The organism is Bradyrhizobium sp. WSM471 (genome assembly GCF_000244915.1).
In the GTDB taxonomy this organism is placed as follows: Bacteria; Pseudomonadota; Alphaproteobacteria; order Rhizobiales; family Xanthobacteraceae; genus Bradyrhizobium.
On sequence record NZ_CM001442.1, the window covers coordinates 6,160,036 to 6,183,266 of the forward strand.

Sequence of the window (23,231 nt, forward strand, 5' to 3'; positions counted from 1 at the left end):
GCCACGAGTCAGATGCGTTCGTTTTTTATTGCTTTCACCTCCCTGATGCTTTTGAGCGCGGGCACCGCGCAGGCCAAGGTCGAGATCACGGTCGACAAGGACAATCAGCAGATGACCGTCGCCGTCGACGGCGTCGCGCGCTACCACTGGCCGGTGTCGACAGGCATCCCCTCGCGGGAGACGCCGAACGGCGCGTTCCGCACCTTCCGCATGGAAGAGGATCACTATTCCAAGGAATTCGACGACGCGCCGATGCCGCACGCGATCTTCTTCACCAAAGTCGGGCACGCCATCCACGGCACCGACTCGGTCGGCCGGCTCGGCACGCCCGCCTCGCATGGCTGCGTGCGGCTGTCGCGCCAGAATGCCACGACGCTCTACGCGCTGGTGCAGCAGCAGGGCGTGCTCAACACCACGGTAACGCTGACCGGTTCGGCGCAGGTGGCGCTCGCGCGCAATCCGCGTGGCCGCAACCCCACGGCCGTGGCCCGCGCGCCGCAGCCCGCCGAAGAGCAGTACGCCACATCAGGCGATCCCGTGAACCTGACGCCTCAGGCCGCACCTGCCCGCCGCTACATGCCGCAGGATGACAACTACATCTATCCGGCCGACGGCAGCGACACCGTCGCGCGCTACCCCGCCCCGCGCGGCAGCCGTCCGCTCTATGACGCACAGGTCTATCAGCAGCAGCCGCAGCAATATTACAATCAGGGCTACGGTACCTATTATCAGCCGCAGCCCCGGCAGGTTTACCAACCGCGTGGCTATTACTACCAGAATTGACCTATCTGAACGCGGCGTTGCCGCGCCAGCGAATCAGAAAGCCGCCGCCGCGACCGGCGCTTGCCGCAGTCGACCGCAGGAATAGCGCCAGCCGGTGCGCGGATCGGGCACCGGCCGACGCAAGGAAGCAACAGTCCACAACCTTCAACGCAGCGGCGACCCGGCAAAATTGACAACCGGAGGGTCGCCCGTATTGTCGTTCCCATTGTTTCTGGGACATGACATGACACGCGAGCAGATTTCGGATTTCTGCGTTAACGCCCTGGCAAATATCCTGCGAATTTCGAGGGACCGCGTCGACCTCGGCACGAAGTTCAGCCGCCTCGGCCTCGATTCGGCGATGCTGGTCTACCTGATGATGGAACTCGAGGAGAAGCTCGACCTCGAACTATCGACAGACGACTTCTACGACCATCCGACCGTTGAGGCGCTGTCGCGATTTCTCGCCGACAAGCGCGCAATCCGCCCCGCCGCCTGAGGGCGGCTGAAGCCGACGCAACCCATGGAAACCTTCCGCTCGCTCGTGGCAGTGCTGGCCCGGCGTGCGGCGGACCAGGCCGACGACTGCGCCTATGTCTTCGTCTCCGATCGCGGGACGGAGGAAGCTGCCCTCACCTTTCGACAGCTGCACGATGCCGCGGGCGCGCTCGCGTCACGACTGACCGCGACCGCGCGTCCCGGCGACCGCGCCATCCTGGTGTTTCCGCCCGGCATCGAGTTCATGGTGGCGTTCTTCGGCTGTCTGATGGCCGGCATCATCGCCGTGCCGATGATGATGCCGCGGCGAAACAGCGCGCGCGATGCCAGCGCCGCGATACTCGCCAATTGCACGCCGGCGGTGGCGCTGACCAATTCGGCCGTCTTGCTCCGTGGTGATCTGCGGGCACGCTTCGAGCAAGCGGACATTCGCTGGATCGAGGTCGATCTCGCCGCGGCCGACGGTGAGACAATCGAACTGCCGGAGCCGGCGCCGGACGATATCGCCTTCCTGCAATACACCTCCGGCTCTACCTCCGAGCCCAAAGGCGTGATGGTGAGCCACGCCAATCTGCTCGCTAATCTCGAGATGATCCGGCTCGCGCTCGGCAACACCCGGCAATCGACTTACGTCAATTGGGTGCCGCTCTATCACGACATGGGGCTGATCCTGAACGCACTGCAGGCGCTCTATGTCGGCGCGACCTGCGTGCTGATGGCACCGAATGCGTTCATGCAGCGGCCGCTCGGCTGGCTGCGCGCGATCTCGCATTATCGCGCCGAAGTGGCGTGCAGCCCGAATTTCGGCTTCGACCTCTGCGTCAGCCGCTATCGCGCCGACCAGATGGAGGGCATCGACCTGTCCTCGCTGGGGATCGCGCTGAACGGCGCAGAGCCGGTGCATGCGGAGACCATCGATCGGTTCGTCCGGACATTCGCGCCGCACGGCTTCGATCCGCGCGCGATGTACCCCGCCTACGGCATGGCGGAAGCGACGCTCCTGATTTCCGGCGGAAGCCGCGGCGGCGGTCATGTCACCCGCAGCGTGAGCCGCACGGCGCTTCAGGCGCATACGGCGGAGGCGCCTGCCGACGCCGAAGATACGCAGGTCGCCGTCGGCTGCGGCCGCGCACTCACCGGCGAGCGGATCGCCATCGTGGACGCAGAGAGCCACACACGCCTGCCCGCGGACCGCGTCGGCGAGATATGGGTGAGTGGGGCCAATATTGCCCGTGCCTATTGGCGCAACGACGAGGTGACGCGCGAGGGGCTCAATGCGCGGATTTCCGGCGAAAATGGAGCGTGGCTGCGCACCGGCGACCTCGGCTTCGTCGACGCCACCGGCGAATTGTACGTCACGGGACGGATCAAGGACCTCATCATCATCCGCGGCATCAACCATTATCCGCAGGACGTCGAGCGCACGGTGCAATCGCTCGACGGAGCTTTGCGCGAAAATTGCGGCGCGGCGTTCTCGGTGCCGGACGAGACCGGCGAAGAAACACTCGTCATCATTCAGGAAGTCGAGCGCACCGCGCGCCACTCGATCGACACTGAAGCGATCAGGGGCCTGATTCGCGAGGCCATCGCCGACAACCACGAACTCTCCGCGCGCCACATCGCGCTGATCCGGCCCGGCACGCTGCCGAAGACCACCAGCGGCAAGATCCAGCGCAAGCTGGCACGCAAGCTCTGGCTCGATGGCGGTTTTGAGCAGTTCGGCTGAGCCGGCTCAGAAATCGATCTTCGCGCTTTCCCCATCGCGCAGGCTCGCAGCGATCCCCTGCTCGATCTTGCGCGCGAGGATTGGACGATAGTGGATGAAGTCGGCAAAATTGGCGCGGTCGCGCGTGAGATCGTTGTCAACGCGGTAGCTGATGAAATTGCTGCGCGGTCGGCCCGCGACCACTTTTTTCAGCGCGGCGTCGCAGGCGCTGCGCTCGAGGGCGGCTTCCGTGCCGGGCTTCGGCACAGTGGTTGCGAAGGTCGGCGGCACGATGATGACGACGGGCACATCGGCCGGCAATGTCCTGACGATATCGGCCAGCGCAGCGATCTCGGGAAATGTCGCCCGCATCCCGGCAGACGAGGACGCCGCCGGATCCCTGGGCCAGCCGACTTCCTTGAATTGACCCGGCGGCCAGATGTCCTCATAGCTGACAAAGCCGTTGGGATTCATCCGCGGTCGCCGGCCAAGCCCGATGCTGATCCGCTGAAAAGCGTGCTCGATCGCCTGCCAGGAGATCAGCCGTGCAGCGTAGGTGACGACGCTTCTGTCATAGAGCCAGCCGGGGAATGGGACGCCGCCCTCCTCCTTCACCCGGGCATGCGCGCACCAGCCGGGGTCAGTCACGATCACCAGTGCGCCGACCTCCCGGTGATTCCGCAGGAAAAAGTCCAGCACCGCGAGTTCCTGGCGGGGAAACGCACCGGTCATGTAGAGCTGCACGAATCGCAGGCCGGTTGCGCGCGACAATTCCATCGGCTCGATCATCTGCGCCGTCGAGTTGCCCAGGATGGCGGCATTGAAATCCGGATTCCTGGCGCGGCTCGCGGCCGTGATCTGGGTGAGACGATTGTCGACGCCGTCGATACCGAGCAGGCCGAGCTTGCCGCTGTCATAGGGATCGACCACCACCACGAGTGCGAGCACCAGCAGCGCAGCCCCGATCAGCGTGCCCAGACACGCGAGCAAGCTCCGGCCCCAGCCGGGGTCGGTCTCAGAACTTGAAGTAGACGAAGTCATGCAGATTCCGACCACCCATATGGAGCAGCAATGCGAATAGCCCAAGACCGAGCAGAGCCGCGAGCCACGGATTGGGACGGCGCGTGAGCACCGCCACGATGTCCTGGCTCGCCGGCAGCAGGAAGGCGAACAGCGGCGCTGCAATCAGCGGCCACAAATGCTTTCCGCGCTCGAGCGGCAGCGGCGAAATCAGCCCGGCGAAGACATGCCATGCCGCCTCCACCGATCCCACGCGAAAAATCACGCCGGTCGCGAGCACGAACAGCACGGTGAGCGCCCAGCCGAGCCATGACGGGAACTCCGGGCCATAGCGACGCCACAGCGTGCAGGCGACCAGCGCAAGCCCGTGCAGCACGCCCCACAACACGAAGGTCCAGCTCGCGCCGTGCCAGAGGCCGCACAGCGCCATCGTAATCATCATGGCGGCGAAAAACTGCACGGGCAGCCAGCGCCGCGGCAAAAGACGCAGGTTGACCAGCGGATAAAACACGTAGTCGCGCAGGAACAGCATCAGGGTGATGTGCCAGCGCTGCCAGAAATCCTGGATATTGGTCGAGCGCAACGGCGCATTGAAATTGTATGGCAGCTGTACGCCGAACAAGAGGCCGAGGCCGATTGCGATGTCGGAATAGCCGGAGAAATCGAACAGGATCTGGAAGGAGAAGCAGAAGGCGAGCCAGGCGTCACCGCTCGCGAGCGGCCCGTTCGCTGCCTGCGCGTAGATGGGATCGAGCAGATGCGCGAGGCCGTCGGCGATCACGATTTTTTCAAACAGGCCGATCGCGATGAAACAGGTCGCGACGCAAAACTGGCGCTGCCAGCCCGGAACGTAGACCTGCCTGCCGAACTGATGCATCACCTCCGACCAGCGCGCCAGCGGGCCCGCGATCGCCTGCGGGAAGAAGACGATGTAGAGCGCGTAGCGGTCGAGCGCATAGAGCGGCGCCCTGCCGCGCTTCAGGTCGACCAGATACATGATGTGGTGGAAGGTGAAGAAGGAGATGCCGAGCGGCAGCCCGACGTCGAGCACCGGCAGCGTCGTACCGAGCACGAGACCCAGATTAGCGAGAAGGAAGTTGGCGTACTTGAACAGCGCCAGCACCGCGAGATCGAGCCCGATCACCAGCGTCAGCACCGCCGGCCACTTCACGCGCCCATAGGCGACCGAAGCGAGCCAGTTGATCGCGATCGAGCCGACCAGGAGCATGATGAAGGACGGGCTGCCCCAGGCATAGAAGGAGAGCGACAGCGCGACCTGCACGCCGATGCGCAACCGCGGATAGGGATCGGCCAGGCGATAGATCAGCAGCGCCGCGGGCAGGAAGACCAGGAGAAAGGGATAGTCGTTGAACAGCATCGGTTCATAGCCGCGCCATCGCCGGGGTGAGCCGGCGGATGATGCTCAGCCCGTTTCGAGGTCGGGCGCAGCGTCACCCGGCTGCCGCAGCATGCGTCGCGCAATCTTCTCTTCGCTCGGCACCTTGACGTCCCAGGCCAGTCCCAGCGCCTCCAGCGCCCTGATGAAGATGAAGCCCGGATCGAACTCGAACCAGCGCAGGCCGAAGGCCGCGGAGTAGGGAAAGGCATGGTGGTTGTTGTGCCAGCCCTCGCCCCAGGCAAGCCAGGCCATCACGCCGAGATTGCGGCTGTTGTCGTCGCGGGTGACGAAGGGCTGCGCGCCAAAGCTATGCATCACGGAGTTGATGGCGGACATGGTCTGCTCGACCACGAACATGCGCACCACGCCGCCCCAGAGCAAGCCGGTCAGCACGCCCCACAGGCTCATCGTGGCGAGGCCGCCGATCGCGGCCGGCAGCACCAGGCCGAGACCGACCCAAGTGTAATAGTAGCTGTTGACGGCAACCAGCCTGCGATCCGCTATCAGGTCCGGGACATAGTGCGCAACGTTGGGATAATCGTGTTCGATCATCCAGGTCAAATGCGCGTGCAGGAAACCGCGCAGGCGGCCGAACGCGCCGTCGCCATGCAGCCGCGGCGAATGCAGATCGCCGTCGTGATCGGACAATTCGTGGTGCCGGCGGTGCATTGCCGCCCAGGACAGCATGGGGCCGCGGCCGGCCATCGATCCCATCACGACCAGGATCGCACTCATCGCCGTGGAGGTCGCGAAGGCGCGGTGGGTGAAGAGCCGGTGATAGCCGACGGTGAGGCCGAGGCCGGTGACCAGCCAGAAGCCGACGAACAAGCCCAGTTCCACCGCGCCGATCGGGCGGTAGAACAGAAGCACCAGTGCCAGCAGCGTGCCGAGGAAGGGCAAGACGTCGAAGATGATGAAATGCCGGCGCTGCATCCGGCGAAAATGCCGGCTACGGATAATTCGATGATCGCGTTGCTGCTGCACGGGCGGGATTCCAGGGCACCGACTATGAGTACATACCCCCGCGACGGCTACAACCCAAGCCACCGCCGAAGCCACCGCCCAAGGTTTCAACAGCCACGAAAGCCTATACAATCGGCCGGACGCGCCAAAACGCGTTGAAATATCGCCCCTTTCCCCTTGCCCCACGAGCCGCCATGCCGTCACGTGCTGCGACGATCTTGACGTGCTGTCACTTCTCATTTCGGGACCGGCCATGGGGGCTGATTTGGCATTCGATTCGGAGGCTCACCGCGGCGGGCGGGGACTGCTGCCGGAAAACACGCTTCCCGCGTTCGCCAACGCGCCCGACCTGCTGCGACAGGTCGCGGGTGAGAAGGCAATTGCGTTGCCCTCGGGGACACCGGTGGAGCCGTGAGGCAAGTCTCGTGTCCCGGACGCGGTGCAGCGTGCAACGCTGCTCCGCAGAGCCGGGACCCAGAAGCTGCGATGGGCCCCGGCTCTGCAGCGCATCGCTAAAGAAGCGCTGCGCTGCGTCCGGGGCACGAGAGTGTTGCCATGTCGTCCCTACTCCCCGTCCCGCAAGCGCCGGTACAGCGCGCCCAAAATGTTGGAGTAGTCGTCGGTCCAGACCCGCACCCTGTCGTCGGCTTCGGTCTGCTCCCATGCTTTCGACGATGCGAGCCTGCCGACGTCGGCATCCTCGCGGGCGGAGATGACGACGTCGGTCGAGAAGATGTAGTCGCCATCGCGCCCCGAATCCTCGTTGTAGACCCAGCTCTTGAGATCGTTGGCATCGGCGATGCCGACCACGACGGTCTCGAGATCGAGGTGGCGGTTGGAGACGTGCATCACCACGGCGCCGTGCGGAGCGAGCTTGTCCTTGTAGATCTTCATCGCCTCTTCGGTCGCAAGATGGATCGGGATCGCATCCGACGAATAGGCGTCGACGATGATGAGATCATAGGCGCCGTCCGGCTCCTTCGCGAAGGTGAGGCGGGCATCGCCGATCACCGGCTTCAGGCCCGGCATGCAGCTCGAGATGTAGCGGAAATTCTTCGGATCGCTTGCCGCGTCGACCATGGACTGGTCGATCTCGAAGAATGTCCAGCTCTCGTTTGGCTCGGCGGCGCAGGCGAGCGTGCCCGATCCGACGCCGATCGCGGCGACCTTCAGCGGCGCGCCCTTGCGCTCGCGGATCGCGGTGACGGCCTGACCGATGCCGCCGTCCCTGTGATAGTAGGTGATCGGCTCGGGCCGGCCGGTGACCGGCGTGCCGTCATTGTTGAGGAAGCGCTCGGCGCCGTGGATCGTAGTGCCGTGCATCAGCACATGGAAATAGCCGCCGGGCGTCACCACGATCTTGTGCACGCCGAAGAAGCTGCGCACCGTGGTGACGCGGCCTTCGTCCGCCGGATAAACCCGGATCAACGCCAGCGCCAACGCGACGGTGGCGAATATCTTCCAGCGGCCGGCGTTGACCGCCAGCGCCAGCAGCGCGGCGAGCACGCCGACACCGCCGGCCATCCAGACCCGGTGATCCTCGAACCAGGTCGACAGCCCGCCCGTCGTGATGGACGGAGCAACGAGGACGACGGCGAGCACGGCAAGCGCCAGCCAGTACCATTTGACGATGCCCGCCAACCGCTCGTTCGCGGGCGGCCGGCACAGCGCGGCAAGCGCGACCAGGATCGGGTATTCGGCGATCCAGGAGAATGTGAACGGCGCAACGAGCCCTGCGAACAGGCCGCCGACCATGCCGCCGAACGACAACGCGACATAGAATCCGGTGAGATATTTCGCGGCCGGCCGGGTCCGCGCCAATTCGCCGTGGCAGGCCATCGCGATGACGAAGAAGCACAATTGATGCCCGCCGAGCGTCAGCAGCAGGTTCTGCTCGCCGCCGAACGCCAGCAGGAAGACGACGCCCGCGATCGCGACCGGCTGGAGCATCAGCATCCATTTGTGCGGCAGCAGCGGCCGCGACTGGAACACCACCACCCAGGTCAAGAGGTACAGCGACAGCGGCAGCACCCACAGCAGCGGCGCGGCCGCAACGTCGGTCGAGATGTGCGCGGTGACGGCGATGAGCAGGCCCGACGGCACTCCGGCGAGGAATATCCAGCGCAGCCGTGTCATGAAACCGGGCGCCGGCGCATTCAAATCCTCGGTTCGCGCGTCGACCATGGCCAGTTTCGGCGAGCGCAACAGCAGCACGCCGCATGCGGCGATCAGGAGGATCAGAATGCCGTAACCGCCGGTCCAGAGCCGGTTCTGCGTGTGCAGCGTGAACATCGGCTCCAGCAGGAACGGATAGGACAGCAGGGCGAGGAAGCTGCCGATGTTGGAGGACGCATAGAGGAAATAGGGATCATGTCCGGCAGGATGCCCGGTGCGGACGAACCAGGCCTGCAGCAACGGATTGTTGGCGGCGAGCGCGAAGAACGGCAGCCCGATCGAGATCACGAACAGGCCGAGCAGCCAGACCGCGTAGCCCGAGCCGGGCGGCTCGCCATAGGCCGAGGCGATGCCGAGCGGCAGCGTGGCGAAGGCTGCGATCAGCAGCAGGAGATGCACCACCACCGGAACGATGCGGTTCCTCACCTGCATCAACACATGCGCATAGGCGTAGCCCGCCAGCAGCAGCGATTGGAAGAACACCATCGCCACCGACCACACCGCCGGCGAGCCGCCGAGCCGCGGCAGGACCATCTTCGTGAACAGCGGCTGCACCGAGAACAGCAACAGCGCGCTGACGAAGATCGCGGCGGTGTAGACCGTCAGCAGCAGCCGGTTACGCGACGAGGACGGCTGCTCCGTGGCGGCGGGTTGCACGATCGAATCCATGGAAGCTCCGGCATAATCCCGGCGGGCGCCGGGCGCGCGCAATGGAGCACAAGGCGCCTGAACGGGCAATAAAGGGTCTCGTGATGTTGCAGAGGGAAATGCTTGATATACAGATGTCATTCCGGGGCGCCTCGAAGAGGCGAACCCGGAACCTAGAGATTCCGGGTTCGATGCTGCGCATCGCCCCGGAATGACACCAGGGAATCATGAGCGAAACCGACGTCGTCATCATCGGCGCTGGCCATAACGGCCTCACCTGCGCGGCCTATCTTGCGATGGCCGGCTTGCGCGTGCGCGTGGTCGAGCGCCGCAAGGTGGTCGGCGGGGCCGCGGTCACGGAGGAATTTCATCCCGGCTTCCGCAATTCGGTCGCGGCCTACACCGTGAGCCTGCTCAATCCGCAGGTGATCCGTGACTTGCAGCTGGCCGAACAGGGCCTGCGCATCGTTGAACGGCGCGCGCAGAATTTTCTGCCCGCGGCGGACGGCAGCTATCTCCTTACCGGCGAGGGGCGGACGCAGGCGTCCGTCGCGCGGCTGAGCGCGCATGACGCAAATGCGCTCGACGGGTTTTCGCGCGACCTGGAAGATATCGCCGACGTGCTCCGGCAATTCGTGCTGCGCGCGCCGCCAAACCTGCTCGATGGTTTCGGCACGGCCTCGATCCGCGAAGCCGTGAACGCATTCCAGAGCGCCAACATCCTGCGTGGGCTGTCGCTGGAGCAGAGCCGCAGCCTGCTCGATCTCTTCACGCGCTCAGCCGGCGAGATGCTGGACGAACGTTTCGAGCATGATCTGGTCAAGGCGCTGTTCGGCTTCGATGCCATCGTCGGCAATTATGCCAGCCCTTACGCCGCGGGCTCGGCCTATGTGATGCTGCATCACGCCTTCGGCGAGGTGAACGGCAAGAAGGGCGTCTGGGGTCACGCCATCGGCGGCATGGGCGCGATCACGCAAGCCATGGCGCGCGCCGCACGCGACCGCGGCGTCGTGATCGACACCGATGCGGGCGTGCGCGAGGTCATCGTCGAGCGCGACCGCGCGGTCGGTGTGGCGCTGGAGAACGGCACGACCATCCGCGCGAAATATGTCGCGGCCAACGTCAATCCGAAGCTGCTCTACACGCGGCTGGTCGCCGCCGATGCGCTGCCGGCCGACTTCCTCGCCCGCATCCGGCACTGGAAGAACGGCTCCGGCACCTTTCGCATGAACGTCGCGCTGGACCGCCTGCCCTCCTTCACGGCGCTGCCGGGCGACGGCGATCATCTCACCTCGGGCATCATCCTGGCCCCTGACCTCGGCTACATGGACCGCGCCTTTCTCGATGCCCGGGCATACGGCTGGAGCCGGGAGCCCGTGGTGGAAATGCTGATCCCCTCGACGCTCGACGACACGCTCGCGCCCGCAGGACAACATGTCGCGAGCCTGTTCTGCCAGCACGTCGCGCCGGAGCTTCCTGATGGAAAGTCGTGGGACGACCATCGCGACGAGGTCGCCAACCTCATGATCGCGACGGTGGACAAATACGCGCCGGGTTTTGCGACAAGCGTGCTCGGCCGCCAGATCCTGTCACCGCTCGATCTCGAACGGCAGTTCGGCCTGCTCGGCGGTGACATCTTCCACGGCGCGCTGACGCTGAACCAGCTGTTTTCGGCGCGGCCGATGCTGGGCCACGCCGATTATCGCGGGCCCGTGAAGGGCCTCTATCATTGCGGCTCCGGCGCCCATCCCGGCGGCGGCGTCACCGGCGCGCCCGGCCACAACGCCGCGCAGACGATCCTGAGGGATCACCGGTCGTTGTTCGGTAGCCGTGGATAAGCCTGTGGATGGGCTGTGGACAGACTGTTGGCAGAGCTGTGGAAGAGGGGTGGGTTGCGCCCGTCCAAGCCTGGTACAAGTTGGTGGAAAATCCGGGGATGAACGGCGGGATAATCCGTGGACAAAGTCCGGAAAAACCGCCGGATAGCCTGTGGGCATTCTGTGCAAGCCAATCCCAAAAACGACTTCGCCCGTCAGGGGAATCCCCCGACGGGCGCGGCTCGGAAGCAGTCGTATGGAGAATTGGCCCCGCCGGGAAATGGAAGGCGGAAATTACTTCAAGGAGCTGCTAATCGAAGTGAACTTCTCGTTCATCGTGGTGCCCAGGCCGTTCACCACGGTGATGATCGCCAGCGCGATACCGGCTGCGATCAGGCCGTATTCGATTGCGGTTGCACCTGAATCGTCGGTCCAGAACTTCAAAATCATGCGCTTCAAGTCTCGCCTCCTATTCCATTTAGAGCTGTGTGGGTTGTCCAACACCCGCAAATCTACGTCCTACAACCTGCGGTCGGGTTAACCTCCGGAACGCAAGTTATGGGAAAAATTGGGAACAAAAGTTCCAAAAATTGAACCGGACGGAACCCTGAGAATGCAGCCTTCCCCCACACATCGCGCCAGTTTTTCGATGGGCAGCGAGATCGCCGCCAGGCGCATTGTCGACGTCCTCACCGAAATGTTCTTCGAGGACGATGCGGCGATCGCCGCCTTCGAGCAGCCGAACGGACAATGGGACGTCGCGCTGCATTTCGCGAACGCGCCGGACCGGGCGTGGCTGCGCGAACTCGTTGCAACCTCAGCAGGAAATGAGATCGCGGACACGCTCGCCTTCGACACCGTCGAAGCCAGGGACTGGGTCAAGTCGAGCCTGGAAGATCTCGTCCCGGTGCCGGCCGGGCGCTTCGTCGTCCATGGCAGCCATGACCGCGACCGCGTGGCGCCAAACAAGCTCGCCATCGAGATCGAGGCGGCTCTCGCCTTCGGCACTGGCCATCACGGCACCACACGCGGCTGTTTACTTCTGCTTGACCATGTCCTGAAAAGCACCCGGCCCGGCCGCGTGCTCGACCTCGGCACCGGGACCGGCGTGCTGGGGATAGCGGCGGCGAAGGCGCTGCATCGCGCGGTGCTGGCCTCCGACATCGACCCGGCCTCGGTCAAGGTGGCAGCCGAGAACGCCTTGTTGAACGAGGTCGGTCACCATGTGCGCGTGATCCGCGCCACCGGCTTCGCTGCGGCTGATTTCGGCAGATGCGGTCCGTTCGACCTGGTGCTGGCCAACATCCTTGCCAATCCGTTACGGCAATTGGCGGGCCCGATGACGCGCCACCTCGCCCCTGGCGGGCGCGTCATCCTATCCGGCCTGTTGACGCCCCAGGTCCCCGCCGTGATCGCCGCCTACCGCGCACGCGGCCTCGTGCCTCTGAAGCACTTGCGGATCGAGGGGTGGAGCAGCCTGTTGCTGCGGAAGATGGGGTGAGTACGGGTGCTGCCGTAGATGCCGCTACTTTGACGCCTTCTCGTCCCGGCGCATCGTGCGCTCGGCCTGCGAGGCGCGCCTCGCGCGGCGTTCGGCGAAACGCTCGATCATCTGGTTGATGAGGCCGCGCGGTTTCTTCGGTGTCGCCGCAGTCGGAGCGCGGCGCACCGGCGGCGTAATCTTCTCAAACGTGAACGCTGGCATCGAGTGTCCCCTCGTCGTTGAGATGAACAACTTGCTCGAATTTCCCTGTTATCCGGACGAAGCGCAACTGCCGCATCCTGTACTCCACTCAATTCGAATGGAACTTGTTCAAGCACAGTCCATGCCAGATGCGACCTCAAATGCGTCTACATTGCGGACTGATCCGCATGATCCTAAAGTGATCCACCATGTTCGAAGCGCACTTCCAGACATTCGAGGAGCCCGAGGCCGGCGTCGCATTGACGGCCCGGCTGGCCGCGCTCCGTGAAGAACTCGCCCGCCGCAAGCTGACCGGTTTCGTGATTCCACGCGCCGATCAGCAGCAGAATGAGTATGTGCCGCCGTCGGAAGAGCGTCTGGCCTGGCTGACCGGTTTTACGGGCTCGGCGGGACTGGCGGTGGTGCTGACGCACGAGGCCGCGGTCTTCGTCGATGGCCGCTACACGATCCAGGCGGCCAAGCAGGTCGATTCAAGGGCCTGGGCCGTGGAGTCTCTGATCGATCCCCCGCCGGAAAGCTGGATGTCGGCACACCTGAAGGCCGGCGACCGCCTAGGATTTGATCCGTGGCTGCACACTTTTGCGGCAGCCGAGCGTTTGTCCGCCGCCTGCACCAAGGCCGGTGCCGAGCTGGTCGCCGTCGACAGCAATCCGGTCGATGCGATCTGGCAGGACCGGCCACAGCCGCCGATTGCGCCGGTCACGGTGCACGGGATGCAACATGCCGGCGTGACTGAAGCCGAGAAGCTGACGCAGATCAGGAGCGAGATCGGCAAGCTCGGCGTCGATGCGTTGGTGCTGTCCGACAGCCATGCCGTGGCCTGGACCTTCAACATCCGCGGCGCCGACGTCGCGCATACGCCGCTGCCGCTGTCCTATGCGCTGGTGCCGAAGGACGGCCGTCCCACCATCTTCATCGATCACCGCAAGCTCTCCAATCTGACCCGCGACCATCTCGAGCAGTCCGCCGACGTGCGCGAGCCCGATGCGATGGCGCCGACGCTGATGGCGCTCGCCAAGAGCGGTGGATCGATTGCGCTCGACAATGCGACCGCGGCCGACGCGCTTAGCCGGCTGATCACGGGCGCCGGCGGCAAGCCGGTGCGCGGCAGCGATCCGATCGCGCTGCTCAAAGCGGTCAAGAACCCGACCGAGATCAAGGGCACGCAAACGGCGCATCGGCGCGATGCCGTGGCGCTGGCGCGCTTCCTTGCCTTCATCGACCGCGAGGCGGCAAGCGGGAAGCTCACCGAGATCGACGCGGTCGAGGCGCTGGAGACGTTCCGCCGCGACACCGGCGCGCTGAAGGACGTGTCGTTCCCGACCATATCGGGCACCGGCCCGAATGGCGCCATCGTGCACTACCGCGTCACCCGCAAGAGCAACCGGCGGATCGTGCCTGGCGATCTGCTGCTGATCGATTCAGGTGCACAATATGAAGACGGCACCACCGACGTCACCCGCACCATGGCCGTGGGCGAGCCGACCGACGAGATGCGCGACCGCTTCACGCGTGTGCTGCGCGGCCACATCGCAATCGCCCGCGCGATCTTTCCCGACGGCGCCACCGGCGCGCAGCTCGACACGCTGGCACGGCAATATCTCTGGGCCGCCGGCGTCGATTTCGAGCATGGCACCGGCCACGGCGTCGGCAGCTATCTCTCGGTGCACGAAGGACCGGCGCGGATATCGAAGCTCGGCACCACGCCGCTGAAGCGCGGCATGATCCTGTCCAACGAGCCCGGCTACTACAAGACCGACGGTTTCGGCATCCGCATCGAGAACCTCGAACTGGTGGTCGCGGCCGACATCAAGGGCGCGGAAAAATCGATGAACGCGTTCGAGACCCTGACCCTGGCACCGATCGACCGCCGGCTGATCGATGTGGCCATGCTGGGCAAGGACGAGCTCGACTGGCTCAATGCCTACCATGCGCGCGTCAGGGCCGAGGTGCGGCCGGCGCTGGACGCGACGACGAAGGCCTGGCTGGACCAGGCCACGGCGGAGCTGAAGGCGTAAGCGCGTCGTCGCGAAGCCGCATGGCACCACGCGCTTTGTGCAAGGCTGCTTCTCCACCACAGCTGTCATGCTCCGCGAAAGCGGGGCATCCAGTACGCCGCGGCCTCTCGATTCAATCACGACTGCCTCTGGAATACTGGATTCCCCGCCTTCGCGGGGAATGACACCGAGTTTTTGACGCGAGCAGCGCGCCCAATTCATCGTCATCGCGCTGTCATTGTTACCCTCCCGGAATCCGTATAGCCGCATTCCGAAACGCCGATATCCGTCTTGCGCGAGCGCGCTACAGTCCGATTCGAATTTCCACGAGACGGACACGCATGCACGGCATGATCAGCAAGCCGCCGGAAACGGCGAAGAACCTCGCGACCTCGCGCCTGGTGTTGCTGCTGCTCGTCGTCATGACCGGGATCGCGCCGATCTCGCTTTACATGCTGGTTCCGGCGCTGCCGGTGCTGGCGACGACATTTGGCAGCGACATCTCGGTCGCGCAGATGACGGTGTCGCTGTACATGGTCGGCATCGCGCTGTCGCAACTCATCATGGGTCCGCTGTCGGACCGTTTCGGGCGGCGCCCGGTGCTGCTCGGAGGACTGGCGCTGATGGTGGTCGCCAGCGTCGCCTGCATCTTCGCGGAAACCCTGCCGCAGCTGATCGCCGCACGCTTTTTCCAGGCGCTGGGCGGCGCCGCCGGCATGGTGGTGAGCCGCGCCATCATCCGCGACATCTACGAGCGCGATCGCGTCGCCTCGATGATCAGCCTCGTCGTCGCGGCGCTGATGATCGGGCAGATGGTCTCCCCGCTCACCGGCGGCCTGATCGAAACCGCATTCGGCTGGCGCGCGATCTTCTACGCCATCACCGTCGCCGCGATCATCGTCGCCGTCGGCATCGCATTCGCGCTGCCCGAGACGCGGCGAGACCGCGCCGCCGGCAGCGGCTTTCGCGGCGATGTCGGCATCCTGATCCGCAACCGCGCCTTCGTCGGCTACGTGATGTGCCAGGTGCTGGCCTCGCAGATCATCTTCACCTTCGCAGGCGGCGGCCCCTATATCGTGGTGACGCAGATGGGCAGGACCAGCGCCGAATACGGCGCGTGGTTCGCGACGACGGGTTTTGCCTATCTCGTCGGCAATCTGCTCTGCGTGCGCTTCGCGCCCAGGCACTCGTTGGAGAAGTTGATCTGGTTCGGCCTCGCGCTGCAGCTTTGCGGCAGCCTGTTGAACCTGCTGTGGAGTTTCACTGGCTGGAACGAGGCACCCGCCTGGTTGTTCGGCACGCAGATGATCGTGATGGTCGGCAATGCTTTCGTGATGGCGAACTCGGCCGCCGGCGCGATCAGCATCCGTCCCGAGGCCGCCGGCACCGCATCAGGTGCGATGGGCTTCCTGCAGCAGGGTATCGGCGCGCTGATGTCGCAATTCGGCGCCTATCTCGGCGGCCATTCCGCGACCACGCTGCCGCTCACCGCCGCGGTGCTGGCGATCTCCCTGCTCTGCGCCTGCACGATGATCTTCGTCGTCCCCCGCCGCGAGATCATGGTCAGCGAGACGCTGATCGGGCAGGCGGAAGAGGAAGAGAGCGGGATGATGTGAGGGTTTAAGTCGTCATTCCGGGGCGCACGAAGTGCGAACCCGGAATCTCGAGATTCCGGGTTCGATGCTGCGCATCGCCCCGGAATGACGGAAGAAAACATCACTCCCCGATCAGCTGCAACCACTCGTCCTCGGTCAGCACCTTGACGCCATGCTTGTTGGCTTCCGCGAGCTTCGAGCCCGCGCCGGGGCCGGCGACGACGAAATCGGTTTTCTTGGACACCGATCCGGACACTTTTGCGCCTAGCCGCTCAGCGGTGGCCTTGGCCTCGTCGCGCGTCATCTTCTCCAGCGAGCCCGTGAACACCACGGTCTTGCCGGCGACTGCGGAGTTGCTCTTCGGCTTCTCGGCGTCGATGATCTCGACTTCCCTGGTGAGCCGCTCGACGATGCCGCGATTGTGGCTCTCGCCGAAATAATCGGCGATGCTCTTGATCACGGTCTCGCCGATCTGGTCGAGCGCATCCATCTCGGCCATCGCCTCCTCGTCGCCCTTGGCGACCTTCAGGCTGGCGTCGTGGAAGGCGTCCCAGGAGCCGTAGCCGCGCGCCAGCGCCAGCGCCGTGGTCTCGCCGATATGGCGCATGCCGAGCGCGTAGATAAAGCGCTCCAGTGCAATCTTGCGACGGCTCTCGATCGCGCTGAACAAATTGCGCACCGAAGTTGCGCCGTAACCCTCGATGTCCTCGAGCTTGAGCTTCGAATTGCGCTTTTCCAGCGTGAAGATGTCGGCTGGCTCCTTCACAAAACCCTCGTCGAAGAAGTACTGGAGCTGCTTCTCGCCCAGGCCGTCGATGTCGAAGGCGCGCCGCGACACGAACAGCTTCAGGTGCTCGATCTTCTGATAGGGGCAGGCGAACTCGCCGGTACAACGGGCGCGTGCTTCCTCTTCGCCAGCGGCCGTCTCTCCTCGCACGACGTCGGTATGCAGCGGGCACGGGCACTTCTTCGGAAACTGGAATTCCCTGGCAGCCTTCGGCCGCTTGTCGAGAACGACGTCGACCACCTGCGGGATGACGTCGCCGGCGCGCTGGATCACGACGGTGTCGCCGATCCTGATGTCGCGGCCCTCGCGCAGCACCTCGCCCTTGTTGCCGATGCCCTTGATGTAGTCCTCGTTGTGCAGCGTGACGTTCTGCACGATCACGCCGCCGACGCCGACCGGTTCGAGCTTGCCCACCGGCGTGAAGGAGCCGGTACGGCCGACCTGGATCTCGATGTCGCGCAGCACCGTCGTGGCGCGCTCGGCCGGAAATTTGTGGGCAATACCCCAGCGCGGCGTGCGCGAGACGAAGCCGAGCCGTTCCTGCCAGTCGATGCGATCGACCTTGTAGACGACGCCGTCGATGTCGTAGTCGAGCTTTGCGCGCTGCTCCTCGATCGCGTGATGAAACGCCAGCAGCTCCTCGACGGAGTGACAGAGCTTGGTCAGCGGGTTGGTCTTGAAGCCGCAGCGCTCGAACCAACCGATCATGCCGCTCTGCGTGCCCTCCGGCATCGCGCTCATCTCACCCCAGGCATAGGCGAAGAAGCCGAGGGGGCGCGAGGCGGTGATGGTCGGATCCTTCTGCCGGAGCGAGCCCGCGGCCGAGTTGCGCGGATTGGCGAAGATGGTGCTGCCCTCCGCCTTCTGCCGCTCGTTGAGCGCCAGGAAGGCCTTCTTGGTCATGTAGACCTCGCCGCGCACCTCGCAGATGTCGGGGACGTTGCGGCCCTTCAGCTTCTGCGGCACGTCCTCGAGCGTGCGGATGTTGGCGGTGACGTCCTCGCCGACCGCGCCGTCGCCGCGAGTCGCCGCGGTGACGAGTTCACCGCCCTCGTAGCGCAGCGACATCGAGAGGCCGTCGATCTTCGGCTCGGCGGAGAAATCGATCTTGTCGTCGTCGAGCTTCAGGAAGCGCACGATACGACCGACGAAGTCGCGCAGATCCTCTTCCGCAAAGGCGTTGTCGAGCGACAGCATGGGAACGGCATGCCGCACCTTCTTGAAGCGGCCCGACGGTGCAGCACCGACTTTCTGCGACGGAGAGTCTGCACTGACGAATTCCGGAAAACGCTTCTCGATCGCGTTGAAGCGCTGGCGCAGCGCGTCATACTCGGCGTCGGTGACGGTGGGCGCGTCGTCCTGGTAGTAGCGCTCGTTGTGCCCCTCGATCTCGAGCGCGAGCCGCATGTGCTCGACCTTGGCCTGCGCCTTGGTGAGGCCGGCAACGTCGCGAAGCGGTGTTGATTTCGATTTTGCTGCTCTTGTCATTATACTTATGGTTGTGCCTCGTCGTTCCGGGATGGTCCGAAGGACCAGACCCGGAACCTCGAGATTCCAGGCTCGCTCTTCGTACACTCCGGAATGACAGTTGAGAAAGGCTCGGGAGTCATGGCGTATTACGTCTATATCCTAGCAAGCCGGCGCGACGGAGCAATCTATGTGGGCGTCACCAACGACCTCATACGGCGCGTCTATGAGCATCAAATCAAAGCCGTTCCGGGCTTCACGGCGAAATACAACATCACGCGGCTGGTTTGGTTCGAGACTTATGATGACCCAGTCTCGGCGATAACGCGCGAAAAAGAGCTGAAGAAGTGGAAGCGCGCATGGAAGATTCAACTGATCGAGAAAGACAATCCGAATTGGGATGATCGTTACGAGTCGATCTGCAATTGAAAGAGTCATTCCGGGATGGTCCGAAGGACCAGACCCGGAATCTCGAGATTCCGGGTTCGCACTTCGTGCGCCCGGAATGACGGTGGCAATCAAGCCGTCGCCGCCTTGAGCAGCCGGTCCGCGGCGGCCCTCGCCTCGGCGGTGATCTCGGCGCCGGCGAGCATCCGCGCGATCTCCTCGCGGCGGTGGTCGGCGGCGAGCGCATTGACGCGGGTGGCGACGCGCTTGCCCTTGTCCAGTGCGTCCTTGGAGATCAGCAGATGCTGGTCGGCACGGGCAGCGACCTGCGGGGCGTGGGTGACGGCCATCACCTGGACCTTGCCGGCGAGGCGCGCCAGCCGTCCGCCGATCGCGTCCGCGACCGCGCCGCCGACGCCGGTGTCGATTTCGTCGAAGACCAGGGTCGGCGCCGAGCCGCGGTCGGACAGCACGACCTTGAGCGCCAGCAGGAAACGCGACAGCTCGCCGCCGGAGGCGACCTTCATCATCGGCCCTGGCTTGGTGCCCGGGTTGGTCTGCACCCAGAACTCGACGCGATCGAACCCTTGCGGCCCCGGAGCTGCCTCGTCGGTCTGGACCTGGGTCATGAACTTGGCGCGTTCGAGCTTGAGCGGCGCGAGCTCGGCATTGACCGCCTTGTTGAGCTTCTCCGCCGATTTCTGCCGCGCCATCGACAGCTTCTTGGCGGCCGCCGCATAGCGCGCATCGGCCTCGATCGCGGCCTGCTCCAGCTTCTTCAGCCGTGAGGCGCCGGCATCGATCAGAACGACATCGGCGGCATATCTGGCGGCAAGCGCGGCGAGCCCGTCGACCGGCGTCGAATATTTGCGCGAGGCGGCGCGCAGCGCGAACAACCGCTCCTCGATGCGTTCGAGCTCCGAGGGATCGAAATCGGTCGCGGCAAGCGCCGCCTGCAGATGCTGGTCGGCTTCCTCCAGCGCGTTGATGGCGATGTCGATCGCCCTCACCGCGGGCTCGACCAGCGCCGGCGCGTTGACGCCGCGGCGCTCCAGCCGCCGCACGGCGGCCGAGAGCGAGGCGACCGGCGAATGATGGCCGCCGACCGCCTCCTGCGCCTCGCGCAGGTCGGAGGCGATCTTCTCGCCCTGCATCATCGTGGTCCGACGGGAGGCCAGCGAGGTCTCCTCGCCGTCCCTGGGCGCGAGCTGCTTCAATTCGTCAGAGGCGTGACGGAGGTAGTCGGCTTCGCGCGCGGCGCGCTCCATGCCGGCGCGATGCTCCTCCAGCGCATTGTTGGCGGTGCGGCGGGCGTCCCAGAGCGCTTCGACCGCCGAGACGTCCTTTTCGAGACCGGCGAAGGCGTCGAGCAGGCGGCGGTGGGTGGCGGCATCGACCAGCGCGCGCTCGTCGTGCTGTCCGTGGATCTCGACCAGGGCGGCCCCGACCGCCTTCAGCGTCTGCACGCTGATCGCCTGGTCGTTGATGAAGGCGCGGGTGCGGCCGTCGGCGAGCTGGACCCGGCGGAGAATCATCTCGCCGGTATCCTCCAGCCCGTTCTCCGCGAGGATTTTGGCCGCGGGATGGTTTTTTGGGATATCGAATACGGCAGTGACCTGCCCCTGCTCCGCCCCATGCCGCACGAGGCCGGCATCGCCGCGGCCGCCGAGCGCCAACGCAAAGGCATCGAGCAGGATGGATTTGCCCGCACCGGTCTCGCCGGTCAAAACCGCGAGGCCCGGTGCAAATTCGATATCGAGCCGTTCGATCAGGACGATGTCACGGATCGACAGACGCGCCAGCATGGAATTCTATTTCCTAGCCGAGACCCATTTTCTTGAAGGTCTTGCTAATCCAGGACCCCTGATTCTCGCTCGGTTCGAGACCGCCTGATTTTACAAGATTATAGGCGTCCTTGTACCAGCGACTGTCAGGAAAATTGTGCCCGAGCACGGCGGCGGCCGTCTGGGCCTCGCCGACGATGCCGATCGCCATATAGGCCTCGGTCAGGCGGTACAGCGCCTCCTCGACATGGCGGGTGGTCTGGTACTGCGTCACCACGGCCTTGTAACGGTTGATCGCCGCCGTGTAGTCGCGCTTCTGTGCGTAGTAGCGGCCGACGTTCATTTCCTTGCCGGCGAGCTGGTCGCGCGCACCTTCGATCTTGGCCTTGGCCGAGGTCGCATATTCGGAGGTCGGATATTTGCGCACCACCTCTTCCAGCGAGGCGATCGCCTTCTCGGTGCGGGTCTGGTCGCGGCTGATGTCCGGAATCTGGTCGTAATGCGAGGCGGCAATCAGATATTGCGCGTAGGCCGCATCCGGGCTGCCGGGATGCAGCGTGACGTAGCGGGTGGCCGCGCCGATGCAGCTGTCGTAGTCGCCGCCCTGGTAGGACGCGTAGGCCGACATCAGCAACGATTTGCGGGCCCAGTCGGAATATGGATGCTGGCGGTCGACCTCTTCGAACTTCTTGTTCGCCGCCTTCATGTCCTTCTTCTCGTTCATGAGGTACAGGCCCTCATTGTAGATCTTGTCGGCGGGCTCCTCGACGAAGGTGTCGTCCTTGGCGATGAACTTGTCCCAAAGCGCGCCGGTGCCGCAGCCGGCCAGCGGCAGCGCGAGCACGAAGAGGGCGACAACCTGAAGCAACCCACGGGCTCGAGACGAGACCTCTCGAGACCAGACCTGAAGATATCCGCGCGTCATACGCTGTGCCGACATGAGTATTGCCCTGACGCCCTGTGATGCGGTGTCCGCCAGCCCATGAACCCGTCCTGGGCGCGAAATATAGCCGTGGTGCGTGCCATGCAGCCACGCCGGTGTAACCGAAAAACGATCTTCAACCAACCGGATAGGCAGGCATTCCGCCCGGATTAAGGCGAACGCGCCGCAATCCTAGCCGATCATCGTTACCAGGAGTTTCCCGGGGAAAGCCGCCACAAGACGCCCATGGCAACGGGTCTTCGCAGGACCCGTTTCTCTTTTAGGAAACGTCCGGTCCGTAGACCGCGGCGATCCGGCCACCGACGATGCCGCGACCGGTTTCGGCCACCGGACGCGTGGTGCGGCGGGCTGCCTCGCCCTCAACCACCCGCCAGGCGGTGCGGTCGGCGAGCAACGCAGTCAGGACGGCGTGGTTGAGCTTGTGGCCGCCACGTACCGAGCGGTAGGCGCCGAGCAGCGGCAGACCGGCCAGCGCGAGGTCGCCAATCACGTCCAGCACCTTGTGGCGGGCGCATTCGTCGGCGTAGCGCAGGCCTTCGGTGTTGAGCAGCCGCTCCTCGTCGAACACGACGGTGTTGTCGAACGAGGCGCCGAGCGCATAGCCGGCGCTCCAGAGCCGCGCGACGTCGCACATCAGGCCGAAAGTCCGGGCCCGGCCGACTTCGCGGCGGAAACGCTCCGGGTTCAGGTCGAAGGCGTAGCTCTGCTGGCCGATGACAGGATTGGTAAAGTCGATCTCGACCTCGGCGCGGAACCCGTCGGCATAGGGCCTGATCTCACCGAAGGAGTCGCCGATCTTGACCGAGATCGGCTTCAAAACCTGGATGAAGCGGCGCTGTGCCGGCTGGGTCACGATGCCGGCCTGGTCGATCGCCGCAACGAAGGCTGCCGCGCTGCCGTCCATGATCGGCACTTCCGGCCCGTCGATCTCGATGATGGCGTTGTCGACGCCCATGCCCCGCAGTGCAGCAAGCACATGCTCGGCGGTGGAAACCAGCGGACCGTCGCGATCACCGAGGACGGTGGCGAAATCGGTCGCGATCACCTGCTCGGCGGTGGCCTGGACTTCGCGATCGCTTCCCTCGAGCCCGGTGCGGACAAAAACAAAGCCCGCGTCGACAGGCGCAGGTCCAAGCGTAAGCGTGACGGGAAGACCGGAATGAACGCCGACGCCTGCCACACTGGCTTGCGCACGAAGCGTTGTTTGCCGGCTAAATTTCATCAGGAACCGCCCCACTACGACCATCGCGACTTATACTGAACCCGACTGAGCGGCCTGGACCGCTCGTTCCGAATCCGTATCCCCAAGTCACGGCAAACCATAGTCACTGCCTCAAACAGCGCCAACTCACGCTTTTTTACCGATTGTTACCCCAAACCCGCCGTATTCGCGCCAAGGCTTAACCAAATTGGACCGGAGTTCGGAGCCGTTTTCAGCAGTTTTACTGAACCATCGAATACGTAATTAATGATTTAAAATCAGTTGCTTGGCTACGCAATCCGGACATGCACGGGGCAAAAGAAAAGGTCCCGGCAAGCTTCCCGCCGGGACCTTTTTTCGTCTGCCTTATTGTAACAA

18 protein-coding genes and 1 pseudogene are annotated in these 23,231 nt (G+C 64.6%); 9 read left to right on the forward strand and 10 right to left on the reverse strand.

Going from position 1 to position 23,231, the window contains the following annotated elements; translation table 11 throughout:
* The first annotated feature begins 12 nt into the window (after window positions 1-12).
* From BRA471DRAFT_RS28040 to BRA471DRAFT_RS28050, 3 genes are all read left to right on the forward strand, one after another.
* On the forward strand, window positions 13-783 hold the full coding sequence (locus BRA471DRAFT_RS28040; RefSeq protein WP_035975192.1) for a L,D-transpeptidase: 771 nt from the start codon (window positions 13-15) through the stop codon (window positions 781-783).
* A 94-nt stretch (window positions 784-877) separates the two neighbouring features.
* Window positions 878-1,261, forward strand: a complete 384-nt coding sequence (locus tag BRA471DRAFT_RS28045) for an acyl carrier protein (RefSeq protein WP_231170978.1) — start codon at window positions 878-880, stop codon at window positions 1,259-1,261.
* Window positions 1,262-1,285: 24 nt separating this feature from the next.
* Window positions 1,286-2,986: a fatty acyl-AMP ligase gene (locus BRA471DRAFT_RS28050; protein WP_007613502.1), complete on the forward strand. Its 1,701-nt coding sequence runs from the start codon at window positions 1,286-1,288 to the stop codon at window positions 2,984-2,986.
* A 6-nt stretch (window positions 2,987-2,992) separates the two neighbouring features.
* Here BRA471DRAFT_RS28050 and BRA471DRAFT_RS28055 read toward each other — a convergent pair whose 3' ends face one another.
* Genes BRA471DRAFT_RS28055 through BRA471DRAFT_RS28065 form a run of 3 tightly spaced genes read right to left on the reverse strand, consistent with a single transcriptional unit; the run spans window position 2,993 to window position 6,368 of the window.
* Complete coding sequence (locus tag BRA471DRAFT_RS28055; protein ID WP_231170979.1) at window positions 2,993-3,955, reverse strand: hypothetical protein; 963 nt, start codon at window positions 3,953-3,955, stop codon at window positions 2,993-2,995.
* A 25-nt stretch (window positions 3,956-3,980) separates the two neighbouring features.
* On the reverse strand, window positions 3,981-5,363 hold the full coding sequence (locus BRA471DRAFT_RS28060; RefSeq protein WP_007613504.1) for an MBOAT family protein: 1,383 nt from the start codon (window positions 5,361-5,363) through the stop codon (window positions 3,981-3,983).
* A gap of 45 nt (window positions 5,364-5,408) precedes the next feature.
* Window positions 5,409-6,368, reverse strand: coding sequence for an acyl-CoA desaturase (locus tag BRA471DRAFT_RS28065; RefSeq protein ID WP_231170980.1), 960 nt, complete (start codon window positions 6,366-6,368; stop codon window positions 5,409-5,411).
* A gap of 173 nt (window positions 6,369-6,541) precedes the next feature.
* Here BRA471DRAFT_RS28065 and BRA471DRAFT_RS40450 point away from each other — a divergent pair.
* Window positions 6,542-6,690: pseudogene (locus BRA471DRAFT_RS40450) on the forward strand (glycerophosphodiester phosphodiesterase); the annotation flags it as partial.
* A gap of 221 nt (window positions 6,691-6,911) precedes the next feature.
* Here BRA471DRAFT_RS40450 and BRA471DRAFT_RS28070 read toward each other — a convergent pair.
* Entirely contained in the window at window positions 6,912-9,191 is a 2,280-nt protein-coding gene (locus tag BRA471DRAFT_RS28070) for a fused MFS/spermidine synthase (protein WP_007613506.1), read from the reverse strand.
* A gap of 206 nt (window positions 9,192-9,397) precedes the next feature.
* On the opposite strand from BRA471DRAFT_RS28070, the gene BRA471DRAFT_RS28075 reads away from it, so the two are divergent.
* Complete coding sequence (locus BRA471DRAFT_RS28075; RefSeq protein ID WP_007613508.1) at window positions 9,398-11,008, forward strand: NAD(P)/FAD-dependent oxidoreductase; 1,611 nt, start codon at window positions 9,398-9,400, stop codon at window positions 11,006-11,008.
* Between the two features lie 273 nt (window positions 11,009-11,281).
* On the opposite strand, the gene BRA471DRAFT_RS28080 is transcribed toward BRA471DRAFT_RS28075, so the two are convergent.
* On the reverse strand, window positions 11,282-11,437 hold the full coding sequence (locus BRA471DRAFT_RS28080) for a Flp family type IVb pilin (RefSeq protein WP_085349137.1): 156 nt from the start codon (window positions 11,435-11,437) through the stop codon (window positions 11,282-11,284).
* A 163-nt stretch (window positions 11,438-11,600) separates the two neighbouring features.
* On the opposite strand from BRA471DRAFT_RS28080, the gene BRA471DRAFT_RS28085 reads away from it, so the two are divergent.
* Window positions 11,601-12,488: a 50S ribosomal protein L11 methyltransferase gene (locus tag BRA471DRAFT_RS28085; RefSeq protein WP_007613512.1), complete on the forward strand. Its 888-nt coding sequence runs from the start codon at window positions 11,601-11,603 to the stop codon at window positions 12,486-12,488.
* Window positions 12,489-12,512: 24 nt separating this feature from the next.
* Here the strand turns inward: BRA471DRAFT_RS28085 and BRA471DRAFT_RS28090 are convergent, their stop codons facing one another.
* A complete protein-coding gene (locus tag BRA471DRAFT_RS28090; protein WP_007613513.1) occupies window positions 12,513-12,692 on the reverse strand; it encodes a hypothetical protein in 180 nt (59 codons plus the stop codon).
* 188 nt (window positions 12,693-12,880) lie between these two features.
* Between BRA471DRAFT_RS28090 and BRA471DRAFT_RS28095 the strand changes: the two genes are divergently transcribed.
* Window positions 12,881-14,710, forward strand: coding sequence for an aminopeptidase P family protein (locus BRA471DRAFT_RS28095; protein ID WP_007613515.1), 1,830 nt, complete (start codon window positions 12,881-12,883; stop codon window positions 14,708-14,710).
* A 320-nt stretch (window positions 14,711-15,030) separates the two neighbouring features.
* Complete coding sequence (locus BRA471DRAFT_RS28100) at window positions 15,031-16,305, forward strand: multidrug effflux MFS transporter (protein ID WP_007613517.1); 1,275 nt, start codon at window positions 15,031-15,033, stop codon at window positions 16,303-16,305.
* A gap of 100 nt (window positions 16,306-16,405) precedes the next feature.
* On the opposite strand, the gene ligA is transcribed toward BRA471DRAFT_RS28100, so the two are convergent.
* Window positions 16,406-18,559, reverse strand: coding sequence for an NAD-dependent DNA ligase LigA (gene ligA / locus BRA471DRAFT_RS28105; RefSeq protein WP_007613519.1), 2,154 nt, complete (start codon window positions 18,557-18,559; stop codon window positions 16,406-16,408).
* 120 nt (window positions 18,560-18,679) lie between these two features.
* Between ligA and BRA471DRAFT_RS28110 the strand changes: the two genes are divergently transcribed.
* Window positions 18,680-18,967, forward strand: coding sequence for a GIY-YIG nuclease family protein (locus BRA471DRAFT_RS28110; RefSeq protein WP_007613521.1), 288 nt, complete (start codon window positions 18,680-18,682; stop codon window positions 18,965-18,967).
* Between the two features lie 89 nt (window positions 18,968-19,056).
* On the opposite strand, the gene recN is transcribed toward BRA471DRAFT_RS28110, so the two are convergent.
* The 3 genes from recN to lpxC form a co-directional block, all read right to left on the reverse strand.
* Window positions 19,057-20,730, reverse strand: a complete 1,674-nt coding sequence (recN, locus tag BRA471DRAFT_RS28115; protein ID WP_007613523.1) for a DNA repair protein RecN — start codon at window positions 20,728-20,730, stop codon at window positions 19,057-19,059.
* A gap of 13 nt (window positions 20,731-20,743) precedes the next feature.
* Window positions 20,744-21,649 (reverse strand): outer membrane protein assembly factor BamD, encoded by a 906-nt coding sequence (locus BRA471DRAFT_RS28120; RefSeq protein ID WP_007613526.1) that lies wholly within the window; start codon window positions 21,647-21,649, stop codon window positions 20,744-20,746.
* Window positions 21,650-21,911: 262 nt separating this feature from the next.
* Window positions 21,912-22,874: a UDP-3-O-acyl-N-acetylglucosamine deacetylase gene (gene lpxC / locus BRA471DRAFT_RS28125; RefSeq protein WP_007613528.1), complete on the reverse strand. Its 963-nt coding sequence runs from the start codon at window positions 22,872-22,874 to the stop codon at window positions 21,912-21,914.
* Window positions 22,875-23,231: the final 357 nt, after the last annotated feature.